The sequence below is a fragment of the Pseudomonas sp. GL-B-19 genome (assembly GCF_019956415.1).
In the GTDB taxonomy this organism is placed as follows: Bacteria; Pseudomonadota; Gammaproteobacteria; order Pseudomonadales; family Pseudomonadaceae; genus Aquipseudomonas.
The window spans coordinates 164,259-188,001 of record NZ_JAHBDK010000020.1 but is presented as its reverse complement, the minus strand read 5'-3'; the positions used below and the strand labels follow the sequence as shown (position 1 = coordinate 188,001).

At 58.0% G+C, this 23,743-nt stretch carries 21 protein-coding genes and 2 pseudogenes; 15 read left to right on the top strand and 8 right to left on the bottom strand.

Going from position 1 to position 23,743, the window contains the following annotated elements; all coding sequences use genetic code 11:
* Positions 1 to 10: 10 nt before the first annotated feature.
* From KGB06_RS07570 to KGB06_RS07545, 6 genes are all read left to right on the top strand, one after another.
* A complete protein-coding gene (locus tag KGB06_RS07570) occupies positions 11 to 883 on the top strand; it encodes a GNAT family N-acetyltransferase (RefSeq protein WP_317849356.1) in 873 nt (290 codons plus the stop codon).
* A complete protein-coding gene (locus KGB06_RS07565; protein WP_223513400.1) occupies positions 883 to 1,776 on the top strand; it encodes a polysaccharide deacetylase family protein in 894 nt (297 codons plus the stop codon). Before KGB06_RS07570 ends, KGB06_RS07565 begins: the two co-directional genes overlap by 1 nt.
* A 354-nt stretch (positions 1,777 to 2,130) precedes the next feature.
* Positions 2,131 to 3,003 (top strand): TauD/TfdA dioxygenase family protein, encoded by an 873-nt coding sequence (locus tag KGB06_RS07560; RefSeq protein ID WP_223513883.1) that lies wholly within the window; start codon positions 2,131 to 2,133, stop codon positions 3,001 to 3,003.
* A 107-nt stretch (positions 3,004 to 3,110) separates the two neighbouring features.
* On the top strand, positions 3,111 to 3,590 hold the full coding sequence (locus KGB06_RS07555; protein WP_223513379.1) for a 2,4'-dihydroxyacetophenone dioxygenase family protein: 480 nt from the start codon (positions 3,111 to 3,113) through the stop codon (positions 3,588 to 3,590).
* 185 nt (positions 3,591 to 3,775) lie between these two features.
* Positions 3,776 to 4,027: an AMP-binding protein gene (locus KGB06_RS07550; protein WP_317849355.1), complete on the top strand. Its 252-nt coding sequence runs from the start codon at positions 3,776 to 3,778 to the stop codon at positions 4,025 to 4,027.
* Entirely contained in the window at positions 4,027 to 4,509 is a 483-nt protein-coding gene (locus tag KGB06_RS07545; protein ID WP_317849353.1) for an AMP-binding enzyme, read from the top strand. Before KGB06_RS07550 ends, KGB06_RS07545 begins: the two co-directional genes overlap by 1 nt.
* A gap of 99 nt (positions 4,510 to 4,608) precedes the next feature.
* Here KGB06_RS07545 and KGB06_RS07540 read toward each other — a convergent pair whose 3' ends face one another.
* Positions 4,609 to 5,691, bottom strand: coding sequence for an alpha/beta hydrolase (locus tag KGB06_RS07540; protein ID WP_223513376.1), 1,083 nt, complete (start codon positions 5,689 to 5,691; stop codon positions 4,609 to 4,611).
* Between the two features lie 108 nt (positions 5,692 to 5,799).
* On the opposite strand from KGB06_RS07540, the gene KGB06_RS07535 reads away from it, so the two are divergent.
* Positions 5,800 to 6,825, top strand: a complete 1,026-nt coding sequence (locus KGB06_RS07535; protein ID WP_223513374.1) for an AraC family transcriptional regulator — start codon at positions 5,800 to 5,802, stop codon at positions 6,823 to 6,825.
* A gap of 353 nt (positions 6,826 to 7,178) precedes the next feature.
* Entirely contained in the window at positions 7,179 to 8,042 is an 864-nt protein-coding gene (locus KGB06_RS07530; RefSeq protein WP_223513370.1) for a TauD/TfdA dioxygenase family protein, read from the top strand.
* A gap of 57 nt (positions 8,043 to 8,099) precedes the next feature.
* On the opposite strand, the pseudogene KGB06_RS07525 reads toward KGB06_RS07530, so the two are convergent.
* Positions 8,100 to 8,318 (bottom strand): annotated as a pseudogene (locus tag KGB06_RS07525) (DNA adenine methylase); the annotation flags it as partial.
* 116 nt (positions 8,319 to 8,434) lie between these two features.
* Here KGB06_RS07525 and KGB06_RS07520 point away from each other — a divergent pair.
* The 3 genes from KGB06_RS07520 to KGB06_RS07510 all read left to right on the top strand — a co-directional run bounded on the left by KGB06_RS07520 (position 8,435) and on the right by KGB06_RS07510 (position 12,482).
* The gene (locus KGB06_RS07520; protein ID WP_223513368.1) at positions 8,435 to 8,878 is read left to right on the top strand and encodes a hypothetical protein; all 444 of its coding nucleotides are present in this window, start codon (positions 8,435 to 8,437) and stop codon (positions 8,876 to 8,878) included.
* Positions 8,879 to 9,504: 626 nt separating this feature from the next.
* Complete coding sequence (locus tag KGB06_RS07515) at positions 9,505 to 10,320, top strand: transporter (protein WP_223513879.1); 816 nt, start codon at positions 9,505 to 9,507, stop codon at positions 10,318 to 10,320.
* Positions 10,321 to 10,766: 446 nt separating this feature from the next.
* The gene (locus tag KGB06_RS07510) at positions 10,767 to 12,482 is read left to right on the top strand and encodes an arylsulfatase (RefSeq protein ID WP_223513366.1); all 1,716 of its coding nucleotides are present in this window, start codon (positions 10,767 to 10,769) and stop codon (positions 12,480 to 12,482) included.
* Between the two features lie 176 nt (positions 12,483 to 12,658).
* Here KGB06_RS07510 and KGB06_RS07505 read toward each other — a convergent pair.
* The 5 genes and pseudogenes from KGB06_RS07505 to KGB06_RS07485 form a co-directional block, all read right to left on the bottom strand.
* A pseudogene (locus KGB06_RS07505) lies at positions 12,659 to 13,024 on the bottom strand (IS5/IS1182 family transposase); the annotation flags it as partial.
* Positions 13,025 to 13,288: 264 nt separating this feature from the next.
* Positions 13,289 to 14,779, bottom strand: coding sequence for an aldehyde dehydrogenase (locus KGB06_RS07500; RefSeq protein WP_223513363.1), 1,491 nt, complete (start codon positions 14,777 to 14,779; stop codon positions 13,289 to 13,291).
* Between the two features lie 148 nt (positions 14,780 to 14,927).
* Positions 14,928 to 16,307 carry an APC family permease gene (locus tag KGB06_RS07495; protein WP_223513361.1) on the bottom strand — a complete coding sequence of 460 codons (1,380 nt, stop codon included), beginning with the start codon at positions 16,305 to 16,307 and terminating at the stop codon, positions 14,928 to 14,930.
* A 152-nt stretch (positions 16,308 to 16,459) separates the two neighbouring features.
* Complete coding sequence (locus tag KGB06_RS07490; protein ID WP_223513358.1) at positions 16,460 to 17,842, bottom strand: aspartate aminotransferase family protein; 1,383 nt, start codon at positions 17,840 to 17,842, stop codon at positions 16,460 to 16,462.
* A 30-nt stretch (positions 17,843 to 17,872) separates the two neighbouring features.
* Positions 17,873 to 18,712, bottom strand: a complete 840-nt coding sequence (locus KGB06_RS07485) for a helix-turn-helix domain-containing protein (protein ID WP_223513343.1) — start codon at positions 18,710 to 18,712, stop codon at positions 17,873 to 17,875.
* Between the two features lie 153 nt (positions 18,713 to 18,865).
* Here KGB06_RS07485 and KGB06_RS07480 point away from each other — a divergent pair, with 153 nt between their 5' ends.
* From KGB06_RS07480 to argE, 4 genes are read left to right on the top strand one after another with little or no spacing between them, the layout of a single operon-like run.
* A complete protein-coding gene (locus KGB06_RS07480; protein ID WP_411741835.1) occupies positions 18,866 to 20,197 on the top strand; it encodes a flavin-containing monooxygenase in 1,332 nt (443 codons plus the stop codon).
* Between the two features lie 24 nt (positions 20,198 to 20,221).
* A complete protein-coding gene (locus KGB06_RS07475; RefSeq protein ID WP_223513339.1) occupies positions 20,222 to 20,632 on the top strand; it encodes a RidA family protein in 411 nt (136 codons plus the stop codon).
* 11 nt (positions 20,633 to 20,643) lie between these two features.
* Complete coding sequence (locus tag KGB06_RS07470; RefSeq protein ID WP_223513337.1) at positions 20,644 to 21,321, top strand: DUF1028 domain-containing protein; 678 nt, start codon at positions 20,644 to 20,646, stop codon at positions 21,319 to 21,321.
* The gene (gene argE / locus KGB06_RS07465) at positions 21,318 to 22,463 is read left to right on the top strand and encodes an acetylornithine deacetylase (protein WP_223513335.1); all 1,146 of its coding nucleotides are present in this window, start codon (positions 21,318 to 21,320) and stop codon (positions 22,461 to 22,463) included. The genes KGB06_RS07470 and argE overlap by 4 nt, the downstream gene beginning before the upstream one ends.
* Positions 22,464 to 22,613: 150 nt before the next feature.
* Here argE and KGB06_RS07460 read toward each other — a convergent pair whose 3' ends face one another.
* The gene (locus KGB06_RS07460; RefSeq protein ID WP_223513333.1) at positions 22,614 to 23,525 is read right to left on the bottom strand and encodes a LysR substrate-binding domain-containing protein; all 912 of its coding nucleotides are present in this window, start codon (positions 23,523 to 23,525) and stop codon (positions 22,614 to 22,616) included.
* Positions 23,526 to 23,743 lie beyond the last annotated feature (218 nt).

The window sequence follows — 23,743 nt, the reverse complement described above, 5'->3', positions numbered from 1 at the left end:
GAACATCGCGGTGTCGAATCAGCTTGTGATACGCAACATGACCCGCTCCGAGCTGGACCAGCTCGTCGGCTGGGCTGCACGCGAGGGTTGGAATCCCGGCCTTCACGATGCCGAGCTGTTCTGGGCTACGGACCCTGAGGCTTTCATCGCGGCGGACCTTGATGGCGAGTTGATTGGAGGCGGTGCCATCACCTCCTACAACGGCGAATTCGGCTTCATGGGTTTCTTCATCGTTCGGCCCGAATATCGCGGACAGGGTCTCGGCAATACCCTCTGGCACGCCCGCCGCGAGCGCCTCCTCGCTCGTTTGCGCCCGGGTGCGAGCATCGGCATGGACGGTGTCTTCGCCATGCAGGACTACTACGCCAAGGGTGGCTTCGTCTTCTCCCATCGCAATATGCGTTTTCGTGCCGAAATCCTTGAACGTCCGGCAACGTCGCTTGTTGACGGCGAAGACATCGTCCCACTGGCTACCTTTGCGTTCGATCAGGTTCTCGATTATGACCGCACCTGCTTCCCAGCCTCGCGCCCGACCTTCCTGAGAGGGTGGATAGCCCAACCCGATGCGCTCGCCCTGGGTTGCCGGCGCCAAGGAAGGCTGAGCGGATTCGGCGTCGTGCGGCGCTGCAAGGAAGGCTGCAAGATCGGTCCCCTGTTCAGCGATGACGCCTTGGCGGCCAATGCCCTCTACTCGCACTTGGCAAGCTTCGCCGCGGGTGGCCCGCTGTTTCTCGACACCCCGGAGAACAACCGCGCCGCGATGGCGCTCGTGCACCAACATGGGATGAACGAGGTCTTCGGTTGCGCGCGCATGTATCTCGGCCCTCCTCCGGCTCTCGCGCACGAACGTGTCTTCGGCGTCACGACCTTCGAGCTGGGCTGATGTCCGCGCGCGATCTCGTCGGTTACGGCGGTTGTCCACCCCACCCGCGATGGCCCGGTGACGCTCGCGTCGCGGTTCAGTTCGTGCTCAACATCGAGGAGGGCGCGGAGTCGTGCATCCTCAATGGCGATGCCCAGTCAGAAGCCTGGCTCCACGAACTGCCTGGCCGCCCACCTCGCACGGGAAAACGGGACTTGAGTGTCGAGGGAATGTATGAATACGGATCGCGCGCAGGCGTGTGGCGCATCCTGGAACTGTTCAGCGCCCGTGGCCTGCCCCTGACCGCCTTCGCCGTCGGCCGGGCACTGGAACTCAACCCGCAGATCGGCCACGCGCTCCGCGCTGCCGGGCATGAAGTTGCCGGGCATGGTTACCGTTGGCTGGACTATCGCGACATCCCTGAAGACGAAGAGCGGCTCCATATCCGCCTTACCCTCGACGCGATCGAGCGGATCTGCGGCAAGCGCCCCACAGGTTGGTACACGGGGCGGGTCAGTCCGAACACCTGCCGCCTGTTGCGCGAGGACGGCGGGCTCCTCTACAGCTCAGACGCCTACAACGATGACCTGCCCTATTGGCTTCCAGGTTCGCCCAGGCACCTGGTAATCCCGTACACACTGGTCAACAACGACGCCCGCTATCTGCTGCCGAACGGTTTCTCCTCCGGCGAGGACTTCTTCCAGCTGCTCAAGGATGCTTTCGACTTGCTATGGCAGGAGGGCGCGCAACATCCGAAGATGATGAGCGTCGGCCTGCATGGCCGGATCAGCGGCCATCCAGCACGCGCGATGGCGTTGGCGCGCTTTCTCGATTACGTGCAAGGCCACGGCTCGGCGTGGATCTGCCGGCGAGAAGAGATTGCCAGGCACTGGATAGCCGAATTCCCCGCTTAGGGACGCCTCGATGAAGTGGCTAGACAGCTAAATAGCCGCCCTCGGAAAACAACTTCGACGACGGGCCGAAACCCACCGGCTTCGCCTTCTAATCATCGACCCGGCGCTACGTCCCAACTTGCGAAGAAACTGTCCTGCTACGCCCATAGCATCGCACCCGGGATACCTACTATAGAACCGCACCCCTGCCCATCAGCAGGAGCAGTTACCTATACCGGATGCCCAAATTGCGCACCGCCGTACAAGCACGGATTGGAGACAACAATGACAACAGTCGCCGCAGCCCAAGACACTCTTTCACCACTCACCCCCTCGGCACCCGCCATCATCCGGTCGTCGGTGCGCCAGCATTCGATCAAGGTGGAGCTTTGCACGCCCGCCATCGGTGCCGAACTCAGCAACATCAGCCTGGTTGACGCTACCCGTGATCCTGAAATGATCGCGCAAATCCGGGCCCTGTGGCTCAAGCACAAAGTGCTGTTCTTTCGCGATCAGGACATCACGCCGATGGAGCAACAGAACTTCGCCTTGCAATTCGCGGAACTGGAAAGCCATCCCTTGGCGCCGAGCCATCCGGAGGCGGACAAGCTGCTGACGCTGTACCGCAATCTCGAACCGGGCAAGCCCAAGAGCTATGTGGAAAAGGCCAGCCGCGAAAACCTCTGGCATGCCGATGTCACTTTCAAAAACGCTCCGCCCCGTGGCGCGGTGTTGCGCTGCGAACTGGGTCCGGACACCGGCGGAGACACCTTGTTTTCCAACATGGTGATGGCTTACGACAATCTGCCCGACACCATCAAGCAACGGATCGAAGGCTTGTATGCAAAGCACGGTGCCGAGCAGTCCTTTGGTGCCCAGTTACCGCGTGAAGATCGTCTCGCGATGGCCCTGAAGACCCCCGCCGCTGAACATCCGGTGGTGCTTGTCCATCCTGAGACGGGTGAAAAGGTGCTGTTCGTCAACTCGGCGTTCACCACCCATTTCTCGAACTTCTTCAACTTCGAGGACATCCGCTACGGCCAGGACTTCATGCCCGAGGCTCATCATCTGATGAACTACCTGACCTCCCAGGCCGCCATTCCGGAATACCAGGTACGCCTGAAATGGCGCACCAACACCGTTGCCATGTGGGACAACCTGCAAGTGCAGCACTACGCGGTGGCTGACTACGGCAATGCGCCAAGAAAGATGCTGCGCGCCACCCTCGCGGGCTCCTCGCTTACCTGACCCTGACTGTCCGCCAGGAAAGCCAGAGCACCCGACCATCAGCGATGGTCGGGCGGTCCTGGCTACCGACAAATTCTCGATCAGAACAAAAATCAACGGAGATACCTATGCTCTACGAACACGTCGACACCGCAGTCATCGATGGCGAATCCCTACCGTGGATCCCGTGTACGCCTTATGCGGATAACGTCCTGCTGAAGTACTTCAAGCTTGACCCGATCCGCGGCGAATGGATCGTCATGATGAAGGCGCCGATCGACATGCAACTGCCCAAGCACCATCACACGGGTACGGTGATGGTCTACACCTTCGAAGGCCAGTGGAAATACAAGGAGCATGACTGGGTCGCCGGCCCGGGCAGCATCGTGTACGAGACGGCCGGATCGACTCACACGCCCGAAGTCGTCAGCACCGGAAGTGGAGACGGATATGTGCTCACGCTGGTTCAGGTCAACGGCGATCTCGCGTTTCTGGATGAGAACGACAACATCGTTGCGCTCGAAAACTGGAAGTCCGGGTTGAAGCGTTATCTCGCCTATTGCGAGCAGCATGACATCGCGCCGAAAGACCTCACGGCATTCAACTGATCTGAGTTCCAGGAGAACTCCCGGCATCCCTCGAATCAAGGGGGAGCCGGGAAAGTAAACCTGATCGCAAAAATCCAGGGGAGGGAAACAGGCTGTTGCGGTTCGCGGTCTTGACGCGGAATCTGACAGAGGGCCTTGGCCGCCTGTCCGCTCCCCGATCACAGACTTATGAACGGAGCGATGCCATGCATGGCTTGATGATGCACAAGCAGCTGTTGATTTCCTCGCTCATAGAGCATGCCGACCGCCATCATGGCGATACGCAGATCGTGTCCCGCAGGGTGGAAGGCGATATTCATCGCTACACCTTCCGTGACTGCCACCGTCGCGCGCGCCAGATGGCCAGCGCACTGACCAGCCTGGGTGTCCAGCCCGCCGACCGGATCGGCACGCTGGCCTGGAACTGCCTTGGGACGGCGCGACGTCGGGTGACCTGATGGTGCGTGGCCCCTGGGTGGTACGCGACTATTTCAGAAACGAAGGTGACTGTTCGCCGCTGCTCGAGCACGCAGGTCAGACATGGTTCCCGACCGGCGATGTGGCGACCATCGATGTGGATGGCTTCATGCAGATTACCGACCGCAGCAAGGATGTGATCAAGTCGGGTGGAGAGTGGATCGGTTCCATCGACCTGGAGAACATTGCGATGACCCATCCGTCAGTCTCTCAGGCTGCATGCATCGCTGCGAAACACTTGAAGTGGGACGAACGCCCCTTACTGATCGTAGTCAGGAAAGCGCAAGCAGCACTGACGCGGGAAGAACTGCTGGCCTTTTATGAAGGCAAGATTGCCAAGTGGTGGACACCGGATGATGTGGTCTTCGTCGACACGATTCCACTGGGCGCTACGGGCAAGGTCCTGAAGAACCGTTTGCGCGAGCAGTTCGGCGATCATCTGCTGGTCAAGGCTGTCGGCTGAGCGTAGCAGGGAAACAATCCAGCCCTGTCCATGTGCAATGGCAGGGCTGACGTTGCGGCAGATGCCGATACCGTTCGCCCTGCCATTGCACCGACGATATCAAGGGGCTAAGCGTGCCTCTTGCTCACACACCCTGTCGCTGAACTTCAGTTGCTCGAGAAACTCCAGAAGCAATTCGTTGACCTGAGCGGCACTCTCTTCCGCGGCGCTATGGCCCACGCCGGCTAGCAGTACCTTCTTCTGCAGTCCGGGTAGATAGGTGTCGAGCTGATCGTAGAGCGCGCGGATTTCGATCGGCTCAAGTGACGGGTCGGCAGCACCACCGATGAACATGCTCGGCTGGCTTACCACCGCACCGTCGAGAAACGCGGTGATTTCCCAGTTCCGGTCGCGACAGCGGTAGTAGTTCAGAGCACCGGTAAACCCTGTGCGCGTGTATTCAGCGACGTAGTAGTCGAGCGACCGCGCGCTCAACCATGACGGGAACTCCCCCTTCGGCTCAGTGAAGGCGTTGAGAATGGGCTCACCTGCCTCGACGAACAGGCGCCAGCGTTCAGCTCCGACAGCACTGCCGGAGATCGAATAGAAGACGCTGCGCAAGGTCTTGCGCGGATCACTGGCCAACTCACGATCCGGCTTATCGAGCTGCTGGAAATACAGGTGGTGATAGACCCTGCCTTTGGCCATTGCCTGCAAACCTACGGTCGGTTTGACCTTGCCGCGCGGCGGCACCGGTGTATTGAGCATCACCAGGCCATGAAACAGATCCGGTCGCAACATGGCCGCCGCCTGGGCCACCCAGGCGCCCAGGTCATGTCCAATGATGATCGCGGACGTTTCGCCCAAGGCCGCCATCAACCCCACCATGTCACCGACGGCCTGGCTCATGTCATAGGCTTCGATGGAGTCGGGTCGGTCCGATTGCCCGAACCCTCTTTGATCGGGCACGACAACTCGATAACCGGCCTCGGTCAACGCCACGATCTGGCGTCGCCACATGTACCAAAGGTAGGGAAAACCGTGCAGCAGAATGATGAGCGGGCCCTGCCCCTCATCAATGTAATGCATGCGGATGCCGTTGAGTTCGGCAAAGCAGTGGTTGAATGCATCAGGGTCGTCGGCATCCACTTGAGCCTTTGCGGCGAGCGGCTGACCGATGCGCATTGCAGTACGCGTGTCCATTATCTACCTCTATCTTTTTGTAGTAGTTGGCATGAAGGTAGCCGCGACAGGGTGTCCTGCACTAAGCTCCTCGGGACACAATCTTGTGAAATTGGGACACGAGGACTTATGTACACCCTGACGCGAAGTGCCAGCCTTACCGACTATGAGCAGGTTGCCCGTTCAGTGGGGCTCGATCCATTTCGTATGCTGCGGTTGGCCAAGTTGCCGGCCAGTGTCCTCGACGATCCGAATATCATGATCAGTAGCGATTCGGTGGGATGGCTGCTGGAGGAATCAGCCCGACTGTCCGGCCAAGAGGCCGTCGGGCTGCTGCTAGCGGAAAAGAGGCACCTTTCCAACTTTGGCATGTTGGCGTTGCTAATCCGCGAGGAACCAACACTTCGGGCAGCATTGCAATCTTGCTTCCGATATATGCGACTGCATAACGCCGGTGTGCAATTGCGGCTTGAGGATGTAGGCGACCTGATTCTTTTGCATGTGGGCGTGAATATGCAGGGCCATCATCGCGTCTGGCGCCAGGCAATTGAACAGTCGACCGGTATTGTGCTGCGCACGTTGAGCATTCTGAGCGGCTATACCTTCCGGCCGGTAAGGGTCTGCTTCACCCACGAACGCCCTGCCAGCTTGGAAGTGCACCACCGCGTGTTAGGAACAGCTATCGAATTTTCACAGGAACTCAATGCCATCGTTTGTCGCGGGCGCGATTTGGATATGCCAATTCCTGCGGCTGACCCCGCGTTGCATCGCGAGGTGAAGCGATCGCTGGACATGCAGTTGGCTAACCTTCGCGATGAGCCTGCGCATCGGGTACGTCAGGTCGTCAAGATGCTGCTGCCAAGCGGGCTATGTTCCGTCGATGAGGTTGCACAACATCTTGGCGTGCATCGACGTACGCTTAACCGACATCTGGCGACCGAGGGAGAGAGTGTCACAACTATCATTAATGCTGTACGCGCTGAACTAGCCGAAGAGTATCTGGCCAACAGCAAACGCCGATTTTATGAGGTCGCCGAACTTCTCGGCTTTTCCTCTGCCGGTGACTTTTCACGCTGGTTCCGCAACCAGTTTGGCAAGACACCCTCGGATTGGGTCACCTCTTACCGAGAGAGCAAGACGACACCCCCTGCCTAAATCGCAAAGAAGACCGGTTCGAGGGCGACTTAGAAACCACCTGGTCAGCCCCATTGACTGAACTGTCGCATCCTCGACACTTCTGACACCACGACTGCGTATTGACCCGCTCGCAGCGTCCCAAAACGCGAAGAAATTGTCCCGCAATGCCCATAGCGTTGCTTTCATGCTACCTACTATACGTTCCCGTCCCTGCTCTGAAATAAGAGCGAACAGCAGCCGCCGGATACACGTATCCCGCCCTGCTTCGCCAAAAAGATTGGATCAACAATAACAAGCGCCGCCGTAAATAAAGGCACGGTTTCACCTGCGCCGCCTACGGCATGGCCATAAACCATCGAAATGGAGACGGAATGCGAGTCGAACAACTGACCTGTGCCATCGGCGCAGAACTGCTCGATGTGAACCTGGGCGACGCTGTGCGCGATGATTGCCTGTTCAACGAAATTTATGCAGCGCTACTGAAACACAAGGTGCTGTTCCTGCGTGACCAGGATTTAGACAAGCTCTCGCGTCGCGATCACGAGGCATTTTCCATGCGCATGGGGCAGCTCGAAACTCACCCGATGCTCCCCAGTCACCCGCAAGCCCCTGGTCTGGTGCAAATCTACAAGACCCCGGAAAATCCGGCGGATCGCTACGAGAATGCCTGGCACTGCGATGCCACTTGGCGTGAATCGCCTCCGATGGGCGCAGTACTGCGTTGCATCGAATGCCCACCGACCGGTGGTGACACCATGTGGGCCAACATGGTGCTGGCCTATGACAAGCTGCCAATAGACGTGAAGCAAGAAATCGACAGTTTGATCGCCAGCCACAGTTTCAATTCTTCTTTCGCTGCCGCCATGCCGCAGGAAAAACGCTTGGCTATGAAGGCGCAATACCCGGATGCCGAGCATCCGGTAGTACGTACCCATCCCGAAACCGGCGAAAAGGTGCTATTCGTCAACGCCTACGCTACGCACTTCGTGAATTACCACAGCCAGGGACGTGTCCGTGTAGGCCAGGATTACAACCAAAGAGGTGTCGACCTGCTGAAGTACTTAATTAGTCAGGCCTACAACCCCGAGTACCAAGTCCGCTGGCGCTGGAAGAAAAACAGCGTAGCGATATGGGATAACCGTTGCACCCAGCACTATGCAGTGATGGATTATCCGCCCTGCCATCGCAAGATGGAGCGCGCCGCCATCATCGGCGACAAGCCCTACTATAAGTAAATCGATCCAGAGCCGAGAGACGCTTCCGAGCGTCTCCTTTGGGTCGAAACTCGCAAGTCAAAACAGTCCTCCCAACGCTGCCGGCACCCAATTCATGATCACCAGTTCGCCACTGACCTCGGCCTTGCCCTGTCGCTGGTTGCTCGTGGTGTAGCGGATGTCCAGCGTTTCGAAGTGAAAACCCTCGAACACCCGACGGATGTCCGGGTGGTCGTTGATGCTCACCATCACCCTACCCTTGCAGCGGCGCATGAAGTCGGCCATGCGTTCGTAGTCACCCTCCCGGACCATCAGACTCGAAGCGATTTTTTACCGCCGTCCGTCCTGCTAAGCTTTCAATATCTTGAATGGATTCTGGAATCACTCACAAAACTCAGTTGAGGTTGCGAAACGTGAGAGCCAGATTGATTGGGGCCGCCATCATCATCGCGGTGATTGGAGTGACGACGCATAAGTTCATGGAATGGACATCTATCGAGAACGAGCGAAAGGATACGGTGTGCAAGGCAGCACAGCAGCATTTGAAAACCCTGGAAAGTCGAGCGCGAGCGATGGCTGCGGGACTGTCTATCGAAGCTTACGCAGAGGCCGAGAATACTGAGGTGGACAAATTGGTCAGCGCCCTGGATACCGCAAACAATGATGCTGAGGTTGAAGCTGTCATAGACGCACACGCTGCCCAGTTAGAGGCGAAAGACGCTGCCACCGATGCAGAATTGAAAAACCAAGGGAATCAGGTTTTTCTCGAACAGCAACTCAAAAAACAGCGCATAACCACTGATATCAAGCAAGAAATCAAACGCACCGAGAAGGCTGTAACTGAGGCCTGTGATTAGCGTTCGCTCCAAGTTTCGCCCGCCCCTCTAGCCAAATATGCTCAAAAACGTTTTCACGCAGCCCGGGGCGTTTGTGGCCCTTCCTGACAGGCAGAAATCGGCAAATAACTGCCGTTGGCGACCGGTTGAATTCACAGCCAATAGCAGCCAATCCACTTCCACCACAAAACTGTTCGGGCTTTAGCAGGGATTTTATCTCGGCAAGTTCAATCCACAGAGAGCCTCATTCATGAAGCTTGTAGCTCAGCTCATTCAATGCATTAGTCCCCCAATACATCACATTCGCCACATGCAAAGAACAAAACCGCACTAGACTTCTTCGTGGGCCTTAAACCCGTGCACGGTCATGCAATCGAGGGATGTGATTCTGTACGCAGTACCAAGGCTATTTACTCTGTAGTTATGCACCAAGGGTCAACGTTGCTGTGCGCTCAACACCTGAGCGGTTGACAACATCGATCAACGACTGAGAAAGGAAACCTGGTATGAAAAAGCTTTCGGATCACTTCAAGCTTTCCATCGCCTTTACCGTGCTGATGACAATCAACGGTTTTGTCCAGGTTGCACTTCGTCTTACAACTGTGACTCAAAAGTCCAAACTCTCAAATCCGAGAAAAGAGGTGGCGATGAACAAAGGCTTTCAACTTGCTCCTTTAATTACCCTGGCGCTGGTCTGGCCCGAAATTGGCCTCGCCGTCGATAGCCAGGCAGAACTGGCCAAGCAGTCCCTGAACCCGGTCGCTGCGCTGTACAGCCTGCCGATTCAATACAACTGGAACCAAAATCTTGGCCCCACCAACAACGGTATTCAGACTGTCACCAATATTCAGCCGGTCCTGCCTTTCACTATCAACGACGAATGGAACCTGATTTCCCGCACCATTCTGCCGATCATCGACCAGCATGGCCTGGTGTCCGGCGGGATTGCCGACAAGTCGGGTGTGGGTGACACCACCCAGAGCTTCTTCTTTTCACCCAAGCAGCCTACCGCCAGCGGCTGGATATGGGGGGTGGGGCCGGCCATTTTGCTGCCCACCGGCAGCAACAAACTGCTCAGCAATGAACAATGGGGGCTGGGCCCCACGGTGGTCCTGCTCAAGCAACACGATGGTTGGACCCGTGGCATTCTGGCCAATCACATCTGGTCGCTGGAAAACAGCCCGCCCGATGACAAGGAAAAGGTCAACCAGACCTTCCTGCAACCCTTCTTCAGCTACACCACCCATACCTACACCACCTTCGGCATCAATACCGAGTCCACCTACGACTGGCAGACCAAGGAGTGGTCTGCGCCGATCAACCTTTTTGTGACCCAGTTGTTCAAGGTGGGCCACCAACCCATGACCCTGCAATTTGGTCCCCGCTATTGGGTCGACAGCCCGGAGAATGGCGCCGAGGGCTGGGGGTTTCGGGTGGCGTATACGCTGCTGTTTCCCAAGTAAGCGTCGCGGCGGTAATTCAGACGCACCGCGTTGCCTGTATCGCTGGCAAGTCGGATCGCCGCACCGCAACTCCCTCATAGACTACCGTGCCCACCACGGCAGGATTACGTCTTGCGCTTGTGGAGTAGCCAGGCGCCAATCGCCAGTGCCGGGTCAATAATTGCAGACGCTCCCAACGTAGGGGAAAAACACCGGCTATAAACGCGGGGTCCATGAAGATTATCTGTACCACACCCGGGCGATTCAGACCGTCGAGTTTGCCTGTGCCAAACAAGTACTTTTGATCTCCGCGGACTTAACGTCGTCTAGACTCAACCATCCACGAACTGACGTTCGCAGCACCGTAAGGCTGGAGGGTCATCATTACCAATTTTCGCATTTCGAGTGAAGTGCAGCGGTAGTCAGATGTAGCTGTACGCCTATATCAATCGATAGAGGAACACGCTATGAGACTTAAACAGATGATGCTGGTGGGGTTGGCCACCAGTGGCATGATTCTGGGAGCGTCTTTACCAACGCTTACCCAGGCGGCCGATAAGAAACCCAATATTCTGTTCATCATGGGAGATGACATCGGCTGGATGCAGGTGGGTGCTTATCAGAACGGGCTGGGTTTTGACACCACACCCAACATTGACCGGATTGCCAATGAAGGCGCCAAGTTCATGACCTACTATGCCGAGCAAAGTTGCACGGCAGGCCGCAACGCCTTCTTCACTGGCATGACCCCGTTGCGCACAGGCATGATCCCGCCGCAACTGCCTGGCAGCCCTTCCTACCTGCAGCCCGGTACACCGGCGATTGCCAAGTTCCTATACGATCAGGGCTACAACACTGGCGAGTTCGGCAAGAATCACCTGGGCGATCACCCGGATGCACTGCCAACCGCGCACGGCTTCCAGGAGTTCTGGGGCTACCTCTATCACCTGGATGCCATGCAGCAGGTGAGCTTTCCGGACATCAACAAGAGCCCTACCCAGCAAGGCTTTGCTCCTCCCTGCAAAGTGGAACCGATCCCCGGGGTGCCGCCGATGCCGGGATCGGTGGACCCGAAGACTACCACTTGCTTGACGCCGCCGCGGCCGATTTTGGCCTGTACTTCCAAAGATGGCTCGTCGCAGAACCAGAATTGCAAGGATGAGGGGCCGCTCACGCTGGAGCGCTCGAAGACCGTGGACGAAGAAATTTCGGCCAAGGTTATCGACTTCCTCGACCGCAACGATCCAAAGACTACCGACAAGCCGTTCTTTATCTGGTACAACCCGGCGCGCATGCATATAACCACCGTTTTCTCACCCAAGTATGAGGCCATGCTGGGGGAGCAAGGTGGTAACGACTGGGGCATCCAGGAAGTCGGCATGAAGCAGATGGACGACAATATTGGCCTGGTGCTCAAGAAACTCGAGAACATGGGGCAACTGGACAACACCATTGTGGTCTTCACCACTGACAACGGCGCGGAAAGCCAGACATTCCCCGATGGCGGCATGACGCCCTTCAAGGCCGGCAAGTTGACGACCTGGGAAGGCGGCATGCGTGTTCCGATGGTGGCCCGCTGGCCGGGCCACATCAAGCCAGGCACAGTCAAGGACGATATCTTTGCTTCGTACGATTGGCTGCCAACACTGGTGGAAATCGCTGGTGGTGCCAAGGGTAATGAACTCAACGGGCAGATCATGGCCGGCAAGTATCCCGGTATCGTCAAGACCAAGCTGCAAGGGGTCAATCAACTCGACTACCTGACTGGCAAATCTGACAAGTCGGCGCGTGACACCTTCCTGTACTACACCGGCGCCACACCATCGGCCGTACGTTACAAAAACTGGAAGATCTATTTCACCATGGAAGGTTCGTCCGGCGCTTCAGCACTGGCAGGTCCACAGCAATACGGTTGGGCGCAGGTGCAAAATATCCGCAGGGATCCGTTCGAACAGGCGGTAGGCGATGACCAGAAGTCGGTGCTGTCTATCGGCGGTGCAATAGCCTCGCCGAGCACGGCCTACCTCTACAACTGGAACATGCTTCCGGTAGGCCAGCAGTTGTGGCTGCAGGAGCTTGAGTCCTTTGCAGAGTTCCCACCGCTGCAGTCGCCGGCATCCTACAACCTCACGCAGGTCCTGGAGCAAGTCAAGGCCATGAACAAGAAGGTTCCAGGCCAATAACAGCGTGCACTGAAGAAGCCAGGGTTCTAACCTTGGCTTTCTTCGCTGTACTTGACCTAATACATCCAGATTGTGTTAGGGATGTGATGGAATAGTGGGAGAAGCAAGGACCTGCTGATCAAAATCCCCGCCCCGACAGCTAGCCAGGCTTGTGCATTGCACAGGACTCCCAAGAACCAGTAACAGTGCAGAAGCATGCCGTCTTCCACCGAAGAATGCCGCCGGGTCAGCAACTGTCCCGCGGGGGCATCGATACTCGTCCGATGCAGCAACATAGATGAAGTCCTGCTTACCAAATCGGCCTTCGGCTTTGCTGCCTGATGTCAGGGGTTTCGATACGAAGGTGGTGATACCCGCCTGCTCGCAAGCAAGGATTTCCAACCCTTTTTAATAGCCTCGGTCGGCTACTACCGTCAGCGACTCAGCGCCGATCTCTTCACGCGCCTGGTTCGCCATATTGCTCAGTTGCGCCCGGTCATTACCAACGTTGGTCACCTCATGGGCAATGATCAGATGTGCTTGTCGTCGACGGCTGTTTGCAAGGTGACTTGCGTCCGAGCCTCACCTTCAATAAATCGCTTCATGATCGCCCCCGCTACGATCTCGACGATCAGAAGATTAGACAATTGCAGGTGTTTTCACACAGCCTGGGCCAAAAGCGGCCCCTCACAGAAGTGAGAACTTTCTGTTTTCGGCCTGGTGGCAAAGTTCAATCAATAATGGCCGGCCCGATCCGTGTTGATCGAGCCTGCCCTTGGTATCAGCAGTCGCGTATTGTCTGATACGCGACCCGCTCACAACCGTACTTAACGCAACTGAAACCAGGTGGTTTTCAGTTGTGTGTATTTATCAAACGAATGCAGCGATAGATCGCGACCGAAGCCTGACTGCTTGCCTCCGCCAAACGGCACCGACACATCCAGCGCGTCGATGGTGTTGACCGAGACAGTACCGGCATTCAAGGCACGGGCCACACGGTGCGCGCGGTTCAGATCATCGCTCCACACCGACGCAGCCAGTCCGTAGATGCTGTCATTGGCTTGCTGCACCGCCTCTTCCTCAGTGTCAAAAGCGCTGACCGCCAGAACCGGACCGAACACTTCATCCCGTGAAATGCGCATGCCGCTGGTCACGTCACCAAAGATCGTCGGCTGAATGAAGTTTGAAGAACCATTGATGCTCAATTGCTCGCCACCGGACAGCAGCGTGGCCCCGTCAATACGTGCCTCTGCGACCGCTTTCATAATTCGGCTGGTTTGTTCACTGTCGACGATTGCCCCAGCAGCGCTCCCAGGGTTCAGTGGATCACCGGGCATCCACGCACGCGACTTGCTGATCAGCCGTTCGACAAATTCGTCATGGATGGAACGTTGCACGTACAGGCGGGAATTGGCCGAGCACACTTCACCCTGGTTGAAGAAAATACCGAAGGCGGCCTTCTCCGCAGCCAGGTCCAGATCCTGACAGTCTTCAAACACCAGGTTCGGGCTCTTTCCGCCGCACTCCAGCCAGACCTGCTTGAGGTTGGACTGCGCCGAGTACTGCATAAAGTACTTGCCTACCTGAGTGGAGCCGGTGAACACCAGACAATCCACGTCCGGATGCAACCCCAGTGCCTTGCCGGCGCTCTCGCCCAGGCCCGGTACCACGTTCAGCACGCCCTCTGGAATGCCTGCTTCCAAGGCAAGCTGAGCCAGACGCAGGGCCGAAAATGGCGATTGCTCGGCGGGCTTGAGTACCACGCTGTTGCCGGCCGCCAATGCAGGCGCCAGTTTCCACGCAGCCATGTCCAGCGGGAAGTTCCACGGCACTACTGCGGCAACTACCCCCAAGGCTTCCCGCGTGATGGTGGCCAACGCATTCCGGGCGGTAGGCGCGACCTGATCGTAAACCTTGTCGAGCGCTTCGCCGTACCAGGCGAAGACGTGGGCGGCACCGGGCACATCCACGTTGTAGGCATCCATCACCGGCTTGCCCATGTTCAGCGAATCGAGCAGTGCCAGCTCTTCGCGGTGCACCATCAGCAACTCGGAAAGTTTGATCAGGATTTTCTTGCGCTCGCCGGGGGACATACGCCGCCAAGGGCCTGCATTGAAAGCCCGGCGTGCGGAGCGCACTGCCAGGTTGACGTCTTCTTCGCCGCATGCGGCAACACGCGCGAGCAATTGATTGGTCGCAGGGTTGATGGCGTCGAATGTCGCTCCGGATATCGACGACACTGGCTGGCCGCCGATCAAGGCGGTGTCGATGAAGGATTGGCGGGCAACACGCTGCTGCCAGTAGTTAAGGTCGAACACGTAGTACTCCCACATTGACCGTCTACACGGTCAGTTGTTATTGATCTGGATGGATGGTGCGCAAACTATCGAGGCAGGAGGTACAGGTCATCGCAGCCGACTCAAACCGCAATGACCTGCTGTCAAAACCTGCGTGTGTTGGGATGTATCACTCCGCCATCTGCAAGTCCGGCATCTTCACCCTGAACCCACGCGTGACACCCAACAAACAAATCAGCCCCAAGCCCATCCAGCACAGACCAATCGTGAACGCCATACCGGAAAGGCTCGTCCACAGCCAAATGGTGCTGAGAAACCCCAGGGCCGGCAGCGCCGCGTACATCAGGTAGTTGCGTGTGCCGCGCAGTTTCTGGTCGACCAGGTAGTGCTTGATCACCGCCAGGTTCACCGCCGAGAACGCGAAGAGCGCGCCGAAGCTGATCATGTTGGCGACGGTATCCAGGGTGATAAACAAGGCAATCAGCGAGAACAGGCTGACCAGCATGATCGCGGTGGCCGGCACGCGCTTTTTCGTGACCAGCTTGCCGAACACGCTTGGCAATGCTCCATCACGCCCCATCGCGAACAGCACGCGCGAGACACTCGCCTGGGAGACCATTGCCGAAGCGAAACAGCCCGCTACATAGGTCGCGGTAAATGCGGTCACCAGCAGTTCACCGCCGACGCGGCGCATCACGTCCACTGAGGCTGAATCAGGGTCGACGAAACTGTTCCATTCCGGAAACACCATCTGGGCGAAATACGAAACCAGCAGAAACAACAGCCCCCCGAACAACGACACCACCATAATGGCGAGCGGAATGGTTTTTCGCGGGTTGGGTGTTTCCTCGGCCATGGTCGACACGGCATCGAAGCCAAGAAACGACAGGCAGAGTACCGCAGCGCCCGCCATGATCAGCGGCATGCTGAAACCTTCATGATGGAAAGGTGCGAGCAGCGAAACCGGGGCGGAATGCCCACTCAGGTTGTGAAGCGATAACGCGACGAACACAACGATGAAGACCAACTGGGCAACCACGAGTATCCAGTTGACCCGAGTGATGGACTCGATGCCGACCAGATTTAGAACGGTGACCAGCGCAATTGAACCGAGCACCCACACGGCGGTAGGCACAGCGGGAAAATATTCCGACATGTAGATGCCGATCAGCAGATAACTGAGCAACGGCAAGAAGATGTAATCCAGTAACAAGGTCCAACCGGCAATAAAGCCGAAATACGCGCCAAATGCCTTGCGCGTATAGGTATAAACCGATCCTGAATAGGGGTGCGCCTGGACCATGCGTCCATAGCTGTAAGCGGTCAACAACATGGCCGCAAGGGTCAGCAGGTAGGCGGTGGGCAAGTGCCCTTTGGTCATCTGGGTGACGAGACCATAGGTTGTAAACACCGCCAGCGGGACCATGTATGCCAGACCGAAAAGTACCAGTCCGACGAGCCCCAGGGGCTGTCGAAACCTACGCGATGAAGTGGGTTGCGATGGGGAATGATGGGAGGGAGTATCGGCCACGTTTGTTATTGTATTCATTGCTGACTCCTGGAAATGGGCATGCAGGACGCCGCGGTATCCGATGAAATCGATACCGTTATCCGTTGAAAAGTGGGCTGCCCTATGTGCACGCAGGGCAATGTAACGATGCGGTTCTCCACCCCTTGCGCGGGGGTGGAAAACCGCTCACTTCACAGCTTTCCCGCGATCCGTGCGGTGCGGTCTACCGCGATACGGGTCTTGTCCACCAGTTCGTCGAGTTCCGCGCGCGTTGCTACCAGTGCCGGCGCCATGATCATGCGGCCGAGTGTCGAGCGAATGATCACACCCTCTTCAAAACCAAAGGTGCGGCACTGCCAGGCCAGGTCATTTTCATTGTCGAAGCGCTTGCGTGTGTCTTTGTCCTCGGCGAACTGCATGGCCGCGAGCAGACCGGTTCCCTGGATCTCGCCGATCATCGGATGGTTGCCAAACACTTCACGCAGGATCTGCTGCAAGTACGGCCCGGTATCTTCCTTCACCGTGCGAACAATGCCTTCATCACGCAACGCCTTGAGGTTGGCGAGTGCAACCGCCGCCGCGACCGGGTGCCCTGAATAGGTCAGGCCGTGGGCGAACACGCCGCCCCGCTCCACCAGCGCATCCGCAATGCGTTTGCTCAGCACCAGGCCGCCCATGGGGATATAGCCGGAGGTCAGGCCCTTGGCGATCGACAGGGTGTCGGGTTCGAAGCCGAAATACTCGTGGGCAAACCACTCGCCCGTGCGACCAAAACCGCCAATCACCTCATCGGCGCACAGCAGCACATCGTATTGACGGCAGATGCGCTGGATTTCCGGCCAGTAGCTTTGCGGCGGGAAAATCATCCCGCCTGCGCCCTGGAAGGGTTCGGCGATAAAGCCCGCAACATTTTCGGCGCCCAGTTCGAGAATCTTCTCTTCCAGTTGCAAGGCGCAGCGACGACCGAACTCGGCCGGAGTCAAGTCGCCGCCCTGTGCGTACCAGTAGGGCTCATCGATGTGCGCCACGTCAGGAATCATGCCGCCCATCTCGTGCATGAACTTCATGCCGCCCAGCGCAGAAGCCGCCAGGGTGGAGCCGTGATAGCCATTCCAGCGACCGATCATGATCTTTTTCTTGGGTTGGCCGACCACTTGCCAGTAGCGGCGAACGGTACGGATCAACACCTCGTTGGCTTCGGAGCCGGAGTTGGTATAGATCACGTGACTGTAGTGGCCCGGCAGCAGGCTGAACAGCAGCTCGGACAGCTCAATCACCGCCGGATGAGTGGTGTGGAAGAACATGTTGTAGTACGCCAACTGGTCCATCTGCGCGGCGGCGGCGGCGGTCAGGTCCTTTCGCCCATAACCGAGCTGGGTGCACCACAGACCCGACATGCCGTCCAGGTAGCGCTTACCTTCACTGTCCCACAGATACAGGCCCTCACCACGCACCATCACGCGTGGGCCTTCGGCATTCAGCGCCTTTTGATCCAGAAACGCATGGATGTGGTGGGCCGCGTCGGACTTCTGATAGTCCTGGGTCTGGCGTTTGGGTTCGAATGGCAGGTTCATGTTTTCTCTCTCTTGTTAGTCGTCATCCGCTCAGCGGATCTTGTTCATGTAGCTTTCAAGGGGGTCCTTGCTCAGCACGCCCTGTGCCTCGGCCAACGAATCGATGAACAGCGAAAACAGTTCCGATTGCGCACCGATATCGAGCTTGCTGTAGATGTTTTTGCGGTGGGATTTGATGGTGTCTTCCGATACACCCAGGCGCTCGGCAAGCGAGCGGGTGGAGTGCCCACGCAGGATCAATTGGGCGATACGACATTCGCGCTCGGTCAGGATCGACGAGCCAAAATTGTTCAGCGCCGAGTGAATACGCTGCTCCAGCAGGCTTTCAAAGCGCGAACCCTGCGCTTCCAGACCCACGAAGTGTTTGCCCAACACCGCCAGCACCCAGGGCGCTATACGCTTGAATTGTTGGGTGGTGGCCGCGTCCAGCTTCTGCGTAAATGCCAGTGATACCGCCAGACTCAACCCGTTATTGGACTGCAGGATGTAGTTCAACTCATCCTCCAGGTGCGAATGTCGGTAAAACGACTGGAAGTACTCGCTGAGCTCGAAATGATCGGGGGCGACATCGGCAAGGTCGTAACACCCGGAGCCGACACCCTCTACGCACGCGCCGTAAAACGGATCGAGCAAATAGAAGCCCGACAGGTACTGACGCACATTACCCTGCGGCAGCCATGGGCCTTCCAATTCAAACAATGCGCTGGGCATGCCACCGTGCGGATACAGGTAGAGCGTGGTGGCCTGGATCGGGCAGATACAACCGAGGGCCTCGAACAAAGTAGCGGCGAAGCCCGCTTGCCCGATGCTCTCGGTTACCTTGGCGATCTGTTCAAACCATTGCGCAGAAGAAAGCCGGTCGTTTTCCACTTTGAAGACTCGCTGTAAGAACGTTAGAGATGGTCCCACACCCGGGAAACCATCGAAATCACCCGATAGGGTGAGCCTGCATCCGATATTTATGCTCACTTCCCAGCTTAATAATATTTTATTAATAGCCCCCCTCCCCCTAGCCTTGAAGTCATGCACGAACTGAATCCAACTGCATTACGCAAGGACAGACACATGACTGAAGCAATAACAAAAACAGACACCCTGGTAGTGGGAGCCGGTCAGGCTGGCGTGGCCATGAGTGAGCACCTGAGCAAACAAGACGTGCCGCATCTGGTGCTGGAGCGCAGCCGCATTGCCGAGCGCTGGCGCACCGGGCGCTGGGATTCGTTGGTGGCTAACGGTCCGGCCTGGCATGACCGTTTTCCAGGCCTGGAATTCGATGACGTCGCCGCCGATGGCTTCGCCCCCAAAGAACGCGTCGCCGATTACTTTGAAGCTTATGCCCGCAAGTTCAATGCGCCGATCCGTACCGGCGTGGATGTACTCTCGGTGGTGCGTAATGTCGGCCGCCCAGGCTTTACCGTGCACACCAGCGAAGGCGTGATCGAAGCCAACCGCGTAGTGGCAGCCACCGGGCCGTTCCAGAAACCGGTGATTCCGCCGATTGCACCTGAAGACTGCGCGCTGCATCAGATCCACTCTGCCGATTATCGCAACCCTGCCCAACTGCCGGCCGGTGCCGTGCTAGTGGTAGGTGCAGGCTCTTCCGGTGTGCAGATCGCCGATGAGTTGCAACGTTCCGGACGCCAGGTGTACCTGTCGGTCGGCGCCCACGACCGCCCGCCCCGCGCCTATCGCAACCGGGATTTCTGCTGGTGGCTGGGGGTGTTGGGCGAGTGGGACCAAGCGGCGATGAAACCCGGCCGTGAGCACGTAACCATTGCAGTGAGCGGCGCACACGGCGGCAAGACAATCGATTTCCGTGAGCTGGCCCAGCAAGGCATGACCCTGGTTGGCCTCACGCAATCCTTCAGCGGCAACCTCGCCAGCTTCCAGCCCAACCTGGTGGAAAACCTGGCGCGTGGCGATGAAAACTACCTGGCCTTGCTGGATGCGGCCGACGCCTACGTGGAGCGCAACGGCCTGGACTTGCCGCTGGAGCCTGAAGCCCGTCGCGTGTTTCCCGACGCCGACTGTATCAAGAACCCGATTCTGGAACTGGACCTCGACAAAGCCGGCATCACCTCGATCATTTGGGCCACTGGGTTTGCCGTGGACTACAGCTGGCTGAAGGTCGATGCGTTTGACGCCGCCGGCAAGCCCCAGCATCAACGCGGCGTCTCCAGCGAATCCGGGATCTATTTCCTCGGTTTGCCGTGGCAGTCGCGCCGTGGCTCGTCGTTTATCTGGGGCGTGTGGCACGACGCCAAATACGTCGCCGACCATATCGCCATTCAGCGCCAATACCTTGAGTACCGCGACGCCGCCCCGGTGGTTCGTCAGTTCCCTGTCAACGACTGATCCCTTTTTTCCGGAGTTTTTTTGATGCCTACTCACACTCGTATCCGTATGTTCAACACCAAGGAAACCTACCCTAACCAAACCCTGGACAACGACCTGTGCCAAGCCGTACGCGCCGGTAATACCGTGTATGTGCGCGGCCAGGTGGGCACTGATTTCGAGGGCAACCTGATTGGCCTCGGCGACCCGCGCGCCCAGACCGAACAAGCGATGAAGAACGTCAAGCAACTGCTGGAAGAAGCCGGCAGCGACCTGAGCCATATCGTCAAAACCACCACCTACCTGATTGACCCGCGCTACCGCGAGCCGGTGTACCAGGAAGTCGGCAAATGGCTCAAGGGTGTGTTCCCGATCTCCACCGGGCTGGTGGTGTCGGCCCTGGGTCAGCCGCAGTGGTTGATGGAAATCGATGTAATCGCGGTTATCCCGGAGTAAGGAGGCTTCCCATGACCTTTTCAATCGTGGCCCGGTGTGCGGACACTGGCCAGCTGGGCATTGCCATCAGTTCATCAAGCATCGCCGTGGGTGCCCGTTGCCCATGGCTGCGCCCTGGTGTGGGCGCGGTGTCGACCCAGAACATCACCTTGCCGGCCCTGGGTCCTGAAGTGCTCGACCTGCTGGAACAGGGCCTCGCCCCGGCCGAAGCGCTCGACAAGGCCCTGACCAGCAATGGCTACAGCCAATACCGACAGCTGACGGCGATTGATCACCTGGGTCGCGCCGTCCATTTCAGCGGCAGCGAAACCCTCGGCACCCATAATGCGGTGTCGGGCGAGCAGTGCGTGGCGGCGGGCAACATGCTCGCTGACCGCGGGGTGATCGAGGCGATGGTCAGCACTTTCGAGCAAGGCGAAGGCCAGTTGGCCGATCGCCTGCTGGCCGCGATGCATGCGGCCATCGCTGCTGGCGGCGAGGCCGGTCCGGTGCACTCTGCTGCGCTGGTGGTGGTCGGTGAGCTGACATGGCCGATCATCAACCTGCGAGTGGATTGGGCCGACGAGAATCCTGTCGGTGACCTTCAACGTCTATGGGACGCCTACCGCCCGCAAGTCCAGGACTACATCGACCGCGCCCTCGCCCCCGATCGCTCCCCGGGCTACGGCGTGGCCGGTGATGACCGATGAGCAGCAGCCGCGAACTGCTGCAGACGCTGGTAGGGTTTGATACCACCAGCCGCGAATCCAACCTGCATCTGATCGAGTTTGTGCATGATTACTTGGCGGGTTTCGGTGTGACCAGCGATCTGGTCTACAACGAGGAGCGAAGCAAGGCCAATCTGTTTGCCAGCATCGGCCCGGTGGAGTTGCCGGGCATCGCACTTTCAGGGCATACCGATGTAGTGCCGGTGGATGGGCAGCCATGGACGGTACCGCCATTCGAGCTAACTGAGCGCGACGGCAAGCTGTTTGGCCGGGGCACGGCAGACATGAAGGGCTATATAGCCTGTGTGCTGGCGCTGGTGCCAGCATTGGTGAAGGCGCCGCTGCGGATCCCGGTGCATATCGCCCTGTCGTACGACGAAGAAGTCGGCTGCCTCGGTGTGCGTTCGTTGCTCAAGGTGCTTGAGCAGCGGCCGGTGAAGCCGATGCTGTGCATTATCGGTGAACCGACCGAGCTCAAGCCGGTACTCGGCCATAAGGGCAAGTTGGCCATGCGCTGTGATGTGCATGGCGAGGCATGTCACTCGGCCTATGCGCCGTATGGGGTGAACGCCATCGAGCATGCGGCGGAGTTGATTGGTGAATTGGGAAGAATCGGGCAACGCCTGCGGGACACCCAGGATGCGCGTTTCGATCCGCCATTCAGCACGGTGCAAACCGGGGTGATCAGTGGCGGCAAGGCGCTGAATATCGTGCCGGCAGATTGTCGGTTTGATTTTGAGATTCGTGCCTTGCCGTCGCTGGATCCGGGTGAGGTAGCTGAGGAGTTGCAGGCTTATGCCATGCAAAAAGTGCTGCCGCGCATGCAGGCAGTCAGTCGCCAGAGTGCGATTCGTTTTACCGAGTTGTCCGCTTACCCAGGCTTGGTCACCGACGAACGCAGCCAGGCGGCAGAATTGATCGCGGCGTTTTCCGGTTCGCGGGAATTTGGCACGGTAGCGTTTGGTACTGAGGGCGGGTTGTTCGATGCGGCGGGCATTCCCACGGTGGTGTGCGGGCCCGGGAGCATGGACCAGGGGCATAAGCCGGATGAGTTTGTGAGTGTGGCGCAATTAGCGGGGTGTGATGCGATGCTACTGCGGATGCTGGAATCAATCCGCGCCTGAGCCGCCTATCTACCAGACACCAAAAATCAAATGTGGGAGGGGGCTTGTCGGAACGCCGCACCGTCCCGATTGCAGTGGTTCAGTCGATGCATAAGTTGACTGTCACACTGTTATCGGGAGCAAGCCCCTCCCACATTTTTAATCCTGGGTTTAGCCCAATAGTTGCGCGAGTTCTTCGCGGCAGTAGTCGACAAATAACTGCACCGGTTTGGTCAGGGGCGAACGGCGCAACCACACCGCCGACAAACCTGAACCGGTGACGGTTTCGGCCAATGGCACACAGACGACTTTCTGCCCATCGTAGGTGTACTCGGTGAACGGTTTGGTCACCAATATCGAAAACCCAAACCCCCGCCCTACCATCCCCCGCACCATCTCGATCGACGGCGAGCTGAACACGATATTCGGCGTCAACCCGCGCTCTTCAAAGATGCTTACGAAGTAGGTCCGGCTGGGCAGAACGTCAAGCAAAATCATCGGTTCCAGCACCAGGTCCGCCAGCGACACCTTGGGCTGCTGTGCAAAACGGTGATCCGTCGGCAACAACGCATACGGCTGTTGCGGCGGCATCAATGGCGTGGTTTCAATGGTGCCGCCCAAGTCATGCTCGTACAGCATGGCCACATCGATACTGCCTGCCGTCAGCGCCTGTACCAGTTCCTGTTGCTCGCCATCGCGAATCCGAATCTCCACCCCCGGCCAACGCGTCTTGAAGCCGGCGATCAAGCGCGGCAAGTACAGCGGTGCCACGGTTTCAAAGCAGCCGATATCGATCTGCCCCGCCACCACGTCGTTGTCCGCCAGGGCGTTCTGCTCGAACTCATGGGCCACCCGCAACAGCTCCTGCGCCTTGCGATAAAACCGTGCACCACTGGGCGTCAACGACACGCCTTGAGCGTGATGGCGAATAAACAGCTGCACACCAAAGCTGTCTTCCAACTGCTTGATCGCGGTGGAGACCGACGGCTGCGCGATATACAGCTTGCGCGACGCCTCGGCGACGCTGCCGCACTCGGCCGTGGTAACAAAATATCTGAGTTGGCGCAGGTTGTAGGCAGCCATCGGAACCTCGTTAAACGTGGGATTTCGCCCCAAACACGTGCAAGAAAAAACTGTTTTCTTCAGCGATCACGGTGCATGCAACATACCGGAGCAAAAAGGCCGGCGAGATACTTTTTTTAAGGTCTATAGCAACAAACTTACTAATTTACCTGCCTGCCGCCATTGCAGATGATCACTCCAACAACAAAGCGCCGCGCAGGCGGCGCACTGCGAAGTAC

Excerpts from the sequence above, each read along its gene's own strand:
- KGB06_RS07545 (WP_317849353.1), top strand. The coding sequence starts at position 4,027 with ATGGTGCGTGGCCCCTGGGTGGTACGCGACTATTTCAGAAACGAAGGT.
- KGB06_RS07515 (WP_223513879.1), top strand. The coding sequence starts at position 9,505 with ATGAACAAAGGCTTTCAACTTGCTCCTTTAATTACCCTGGCGCTGGTC.
- KGB06_RS07550 (WP_317849355.1), top strand. The coding sequence starts at position 3,776 with ATGCATGGCTTGATGATGCACAAGCAGCTGTTGATTTCCTCGCTCATA.
- KGB06_RS07540 (WP_223513376.1), bottom strand. The coding sequence starts at position 5,691 with ATGGACACGCGTACTGCAATGCGCATCGGTCAGCCGCTCGCCGCAAAG.
- KGB06_RS07490 (WP_223513358.1), bottom strand. The coding sequence starts at position 17,842 with ATGAACCTGCCATTCGAACCCAAACGCCAGACCCAGGACTATCAGAAG.
- KGB06_RS07470 (WP_223513337.1), top strand. The coding sequence starts at position 20,644 with ATGACCTTTTCAATCGTGGCCCGGTGTGCGGACACTGGCCAGCTGGGC.
- KGB06_RS07530 (WP_223513370.1), top strand. The coding sequence starts at position 7,179 with ATGCGAGTCGAACAACTGACCTGTGCCATCGGCGCAGAACTGCTCGAT.
- KGB06_RS07460 (WP_223513333.1), bottom strand. The coding sequence starts at position 23,525 with ATGGCTGCCTACAACCTGCGCCAACTCAGATATTTTGTTACCACGGCC.
- KGB06_RS07475 (WP_223513339.1), top strand. The coding sequence starts at position 20,222 with ATGCCTACTCACACTCGTATCCGTATGTTCAACACCAAGGAAACCTAC.
- KGB06_RS07565 (WP_223513400.1), top strand. The coding sequence starts at position 883 with ATGTCCGCGCGCGATCTCGTCGGTTACGGCGGTTGTCCACCCCACCCG.
- KGB06_RS07510 (WP_223513366.1), top strand. The coding sequence starts at position 10,767 with ATGAGACTTAAACAGATGATGCTGGTGGGGTTGGCCACCAGTGGCATG.
- KGB06_RS07480 (WP_411741835.1), top strand. The coding sequence starts at position 18,866 with ATGCACGAACTGAATCCAACTGCATTACGCAAGGACAGACACATGACT.
- KGB06_RS07535 (WP_223513374.1), top strand. The coding sequence starts at position 5,800 with ATGTACACCCTGACGCGAAGTGCCAGCCTTACCGACTATGAGCAGGTT.
- argE (WP_223513335.1), top strand. The coding sequence starts at position 21,318 with ATGAGCAGCAGCCGCGAACTGCTGCAGACGCTGGTAGGGTTTGATACC.
- KGB06_RS07555 (WP_223513379.1), top strand. The coding sequence starts at position 3,111 with ATGCTCTACGAACACGTCGACACCGCAGTCATCGATGGCGAATCCCTA.
- KGB06_RS07495 (WP_223513361.1), bottom strand. The coding sequence starts at position 16,307 with ATGAATACAATAACAAACGTGGCCGATACTCCCTCCCATCATTCCCCA.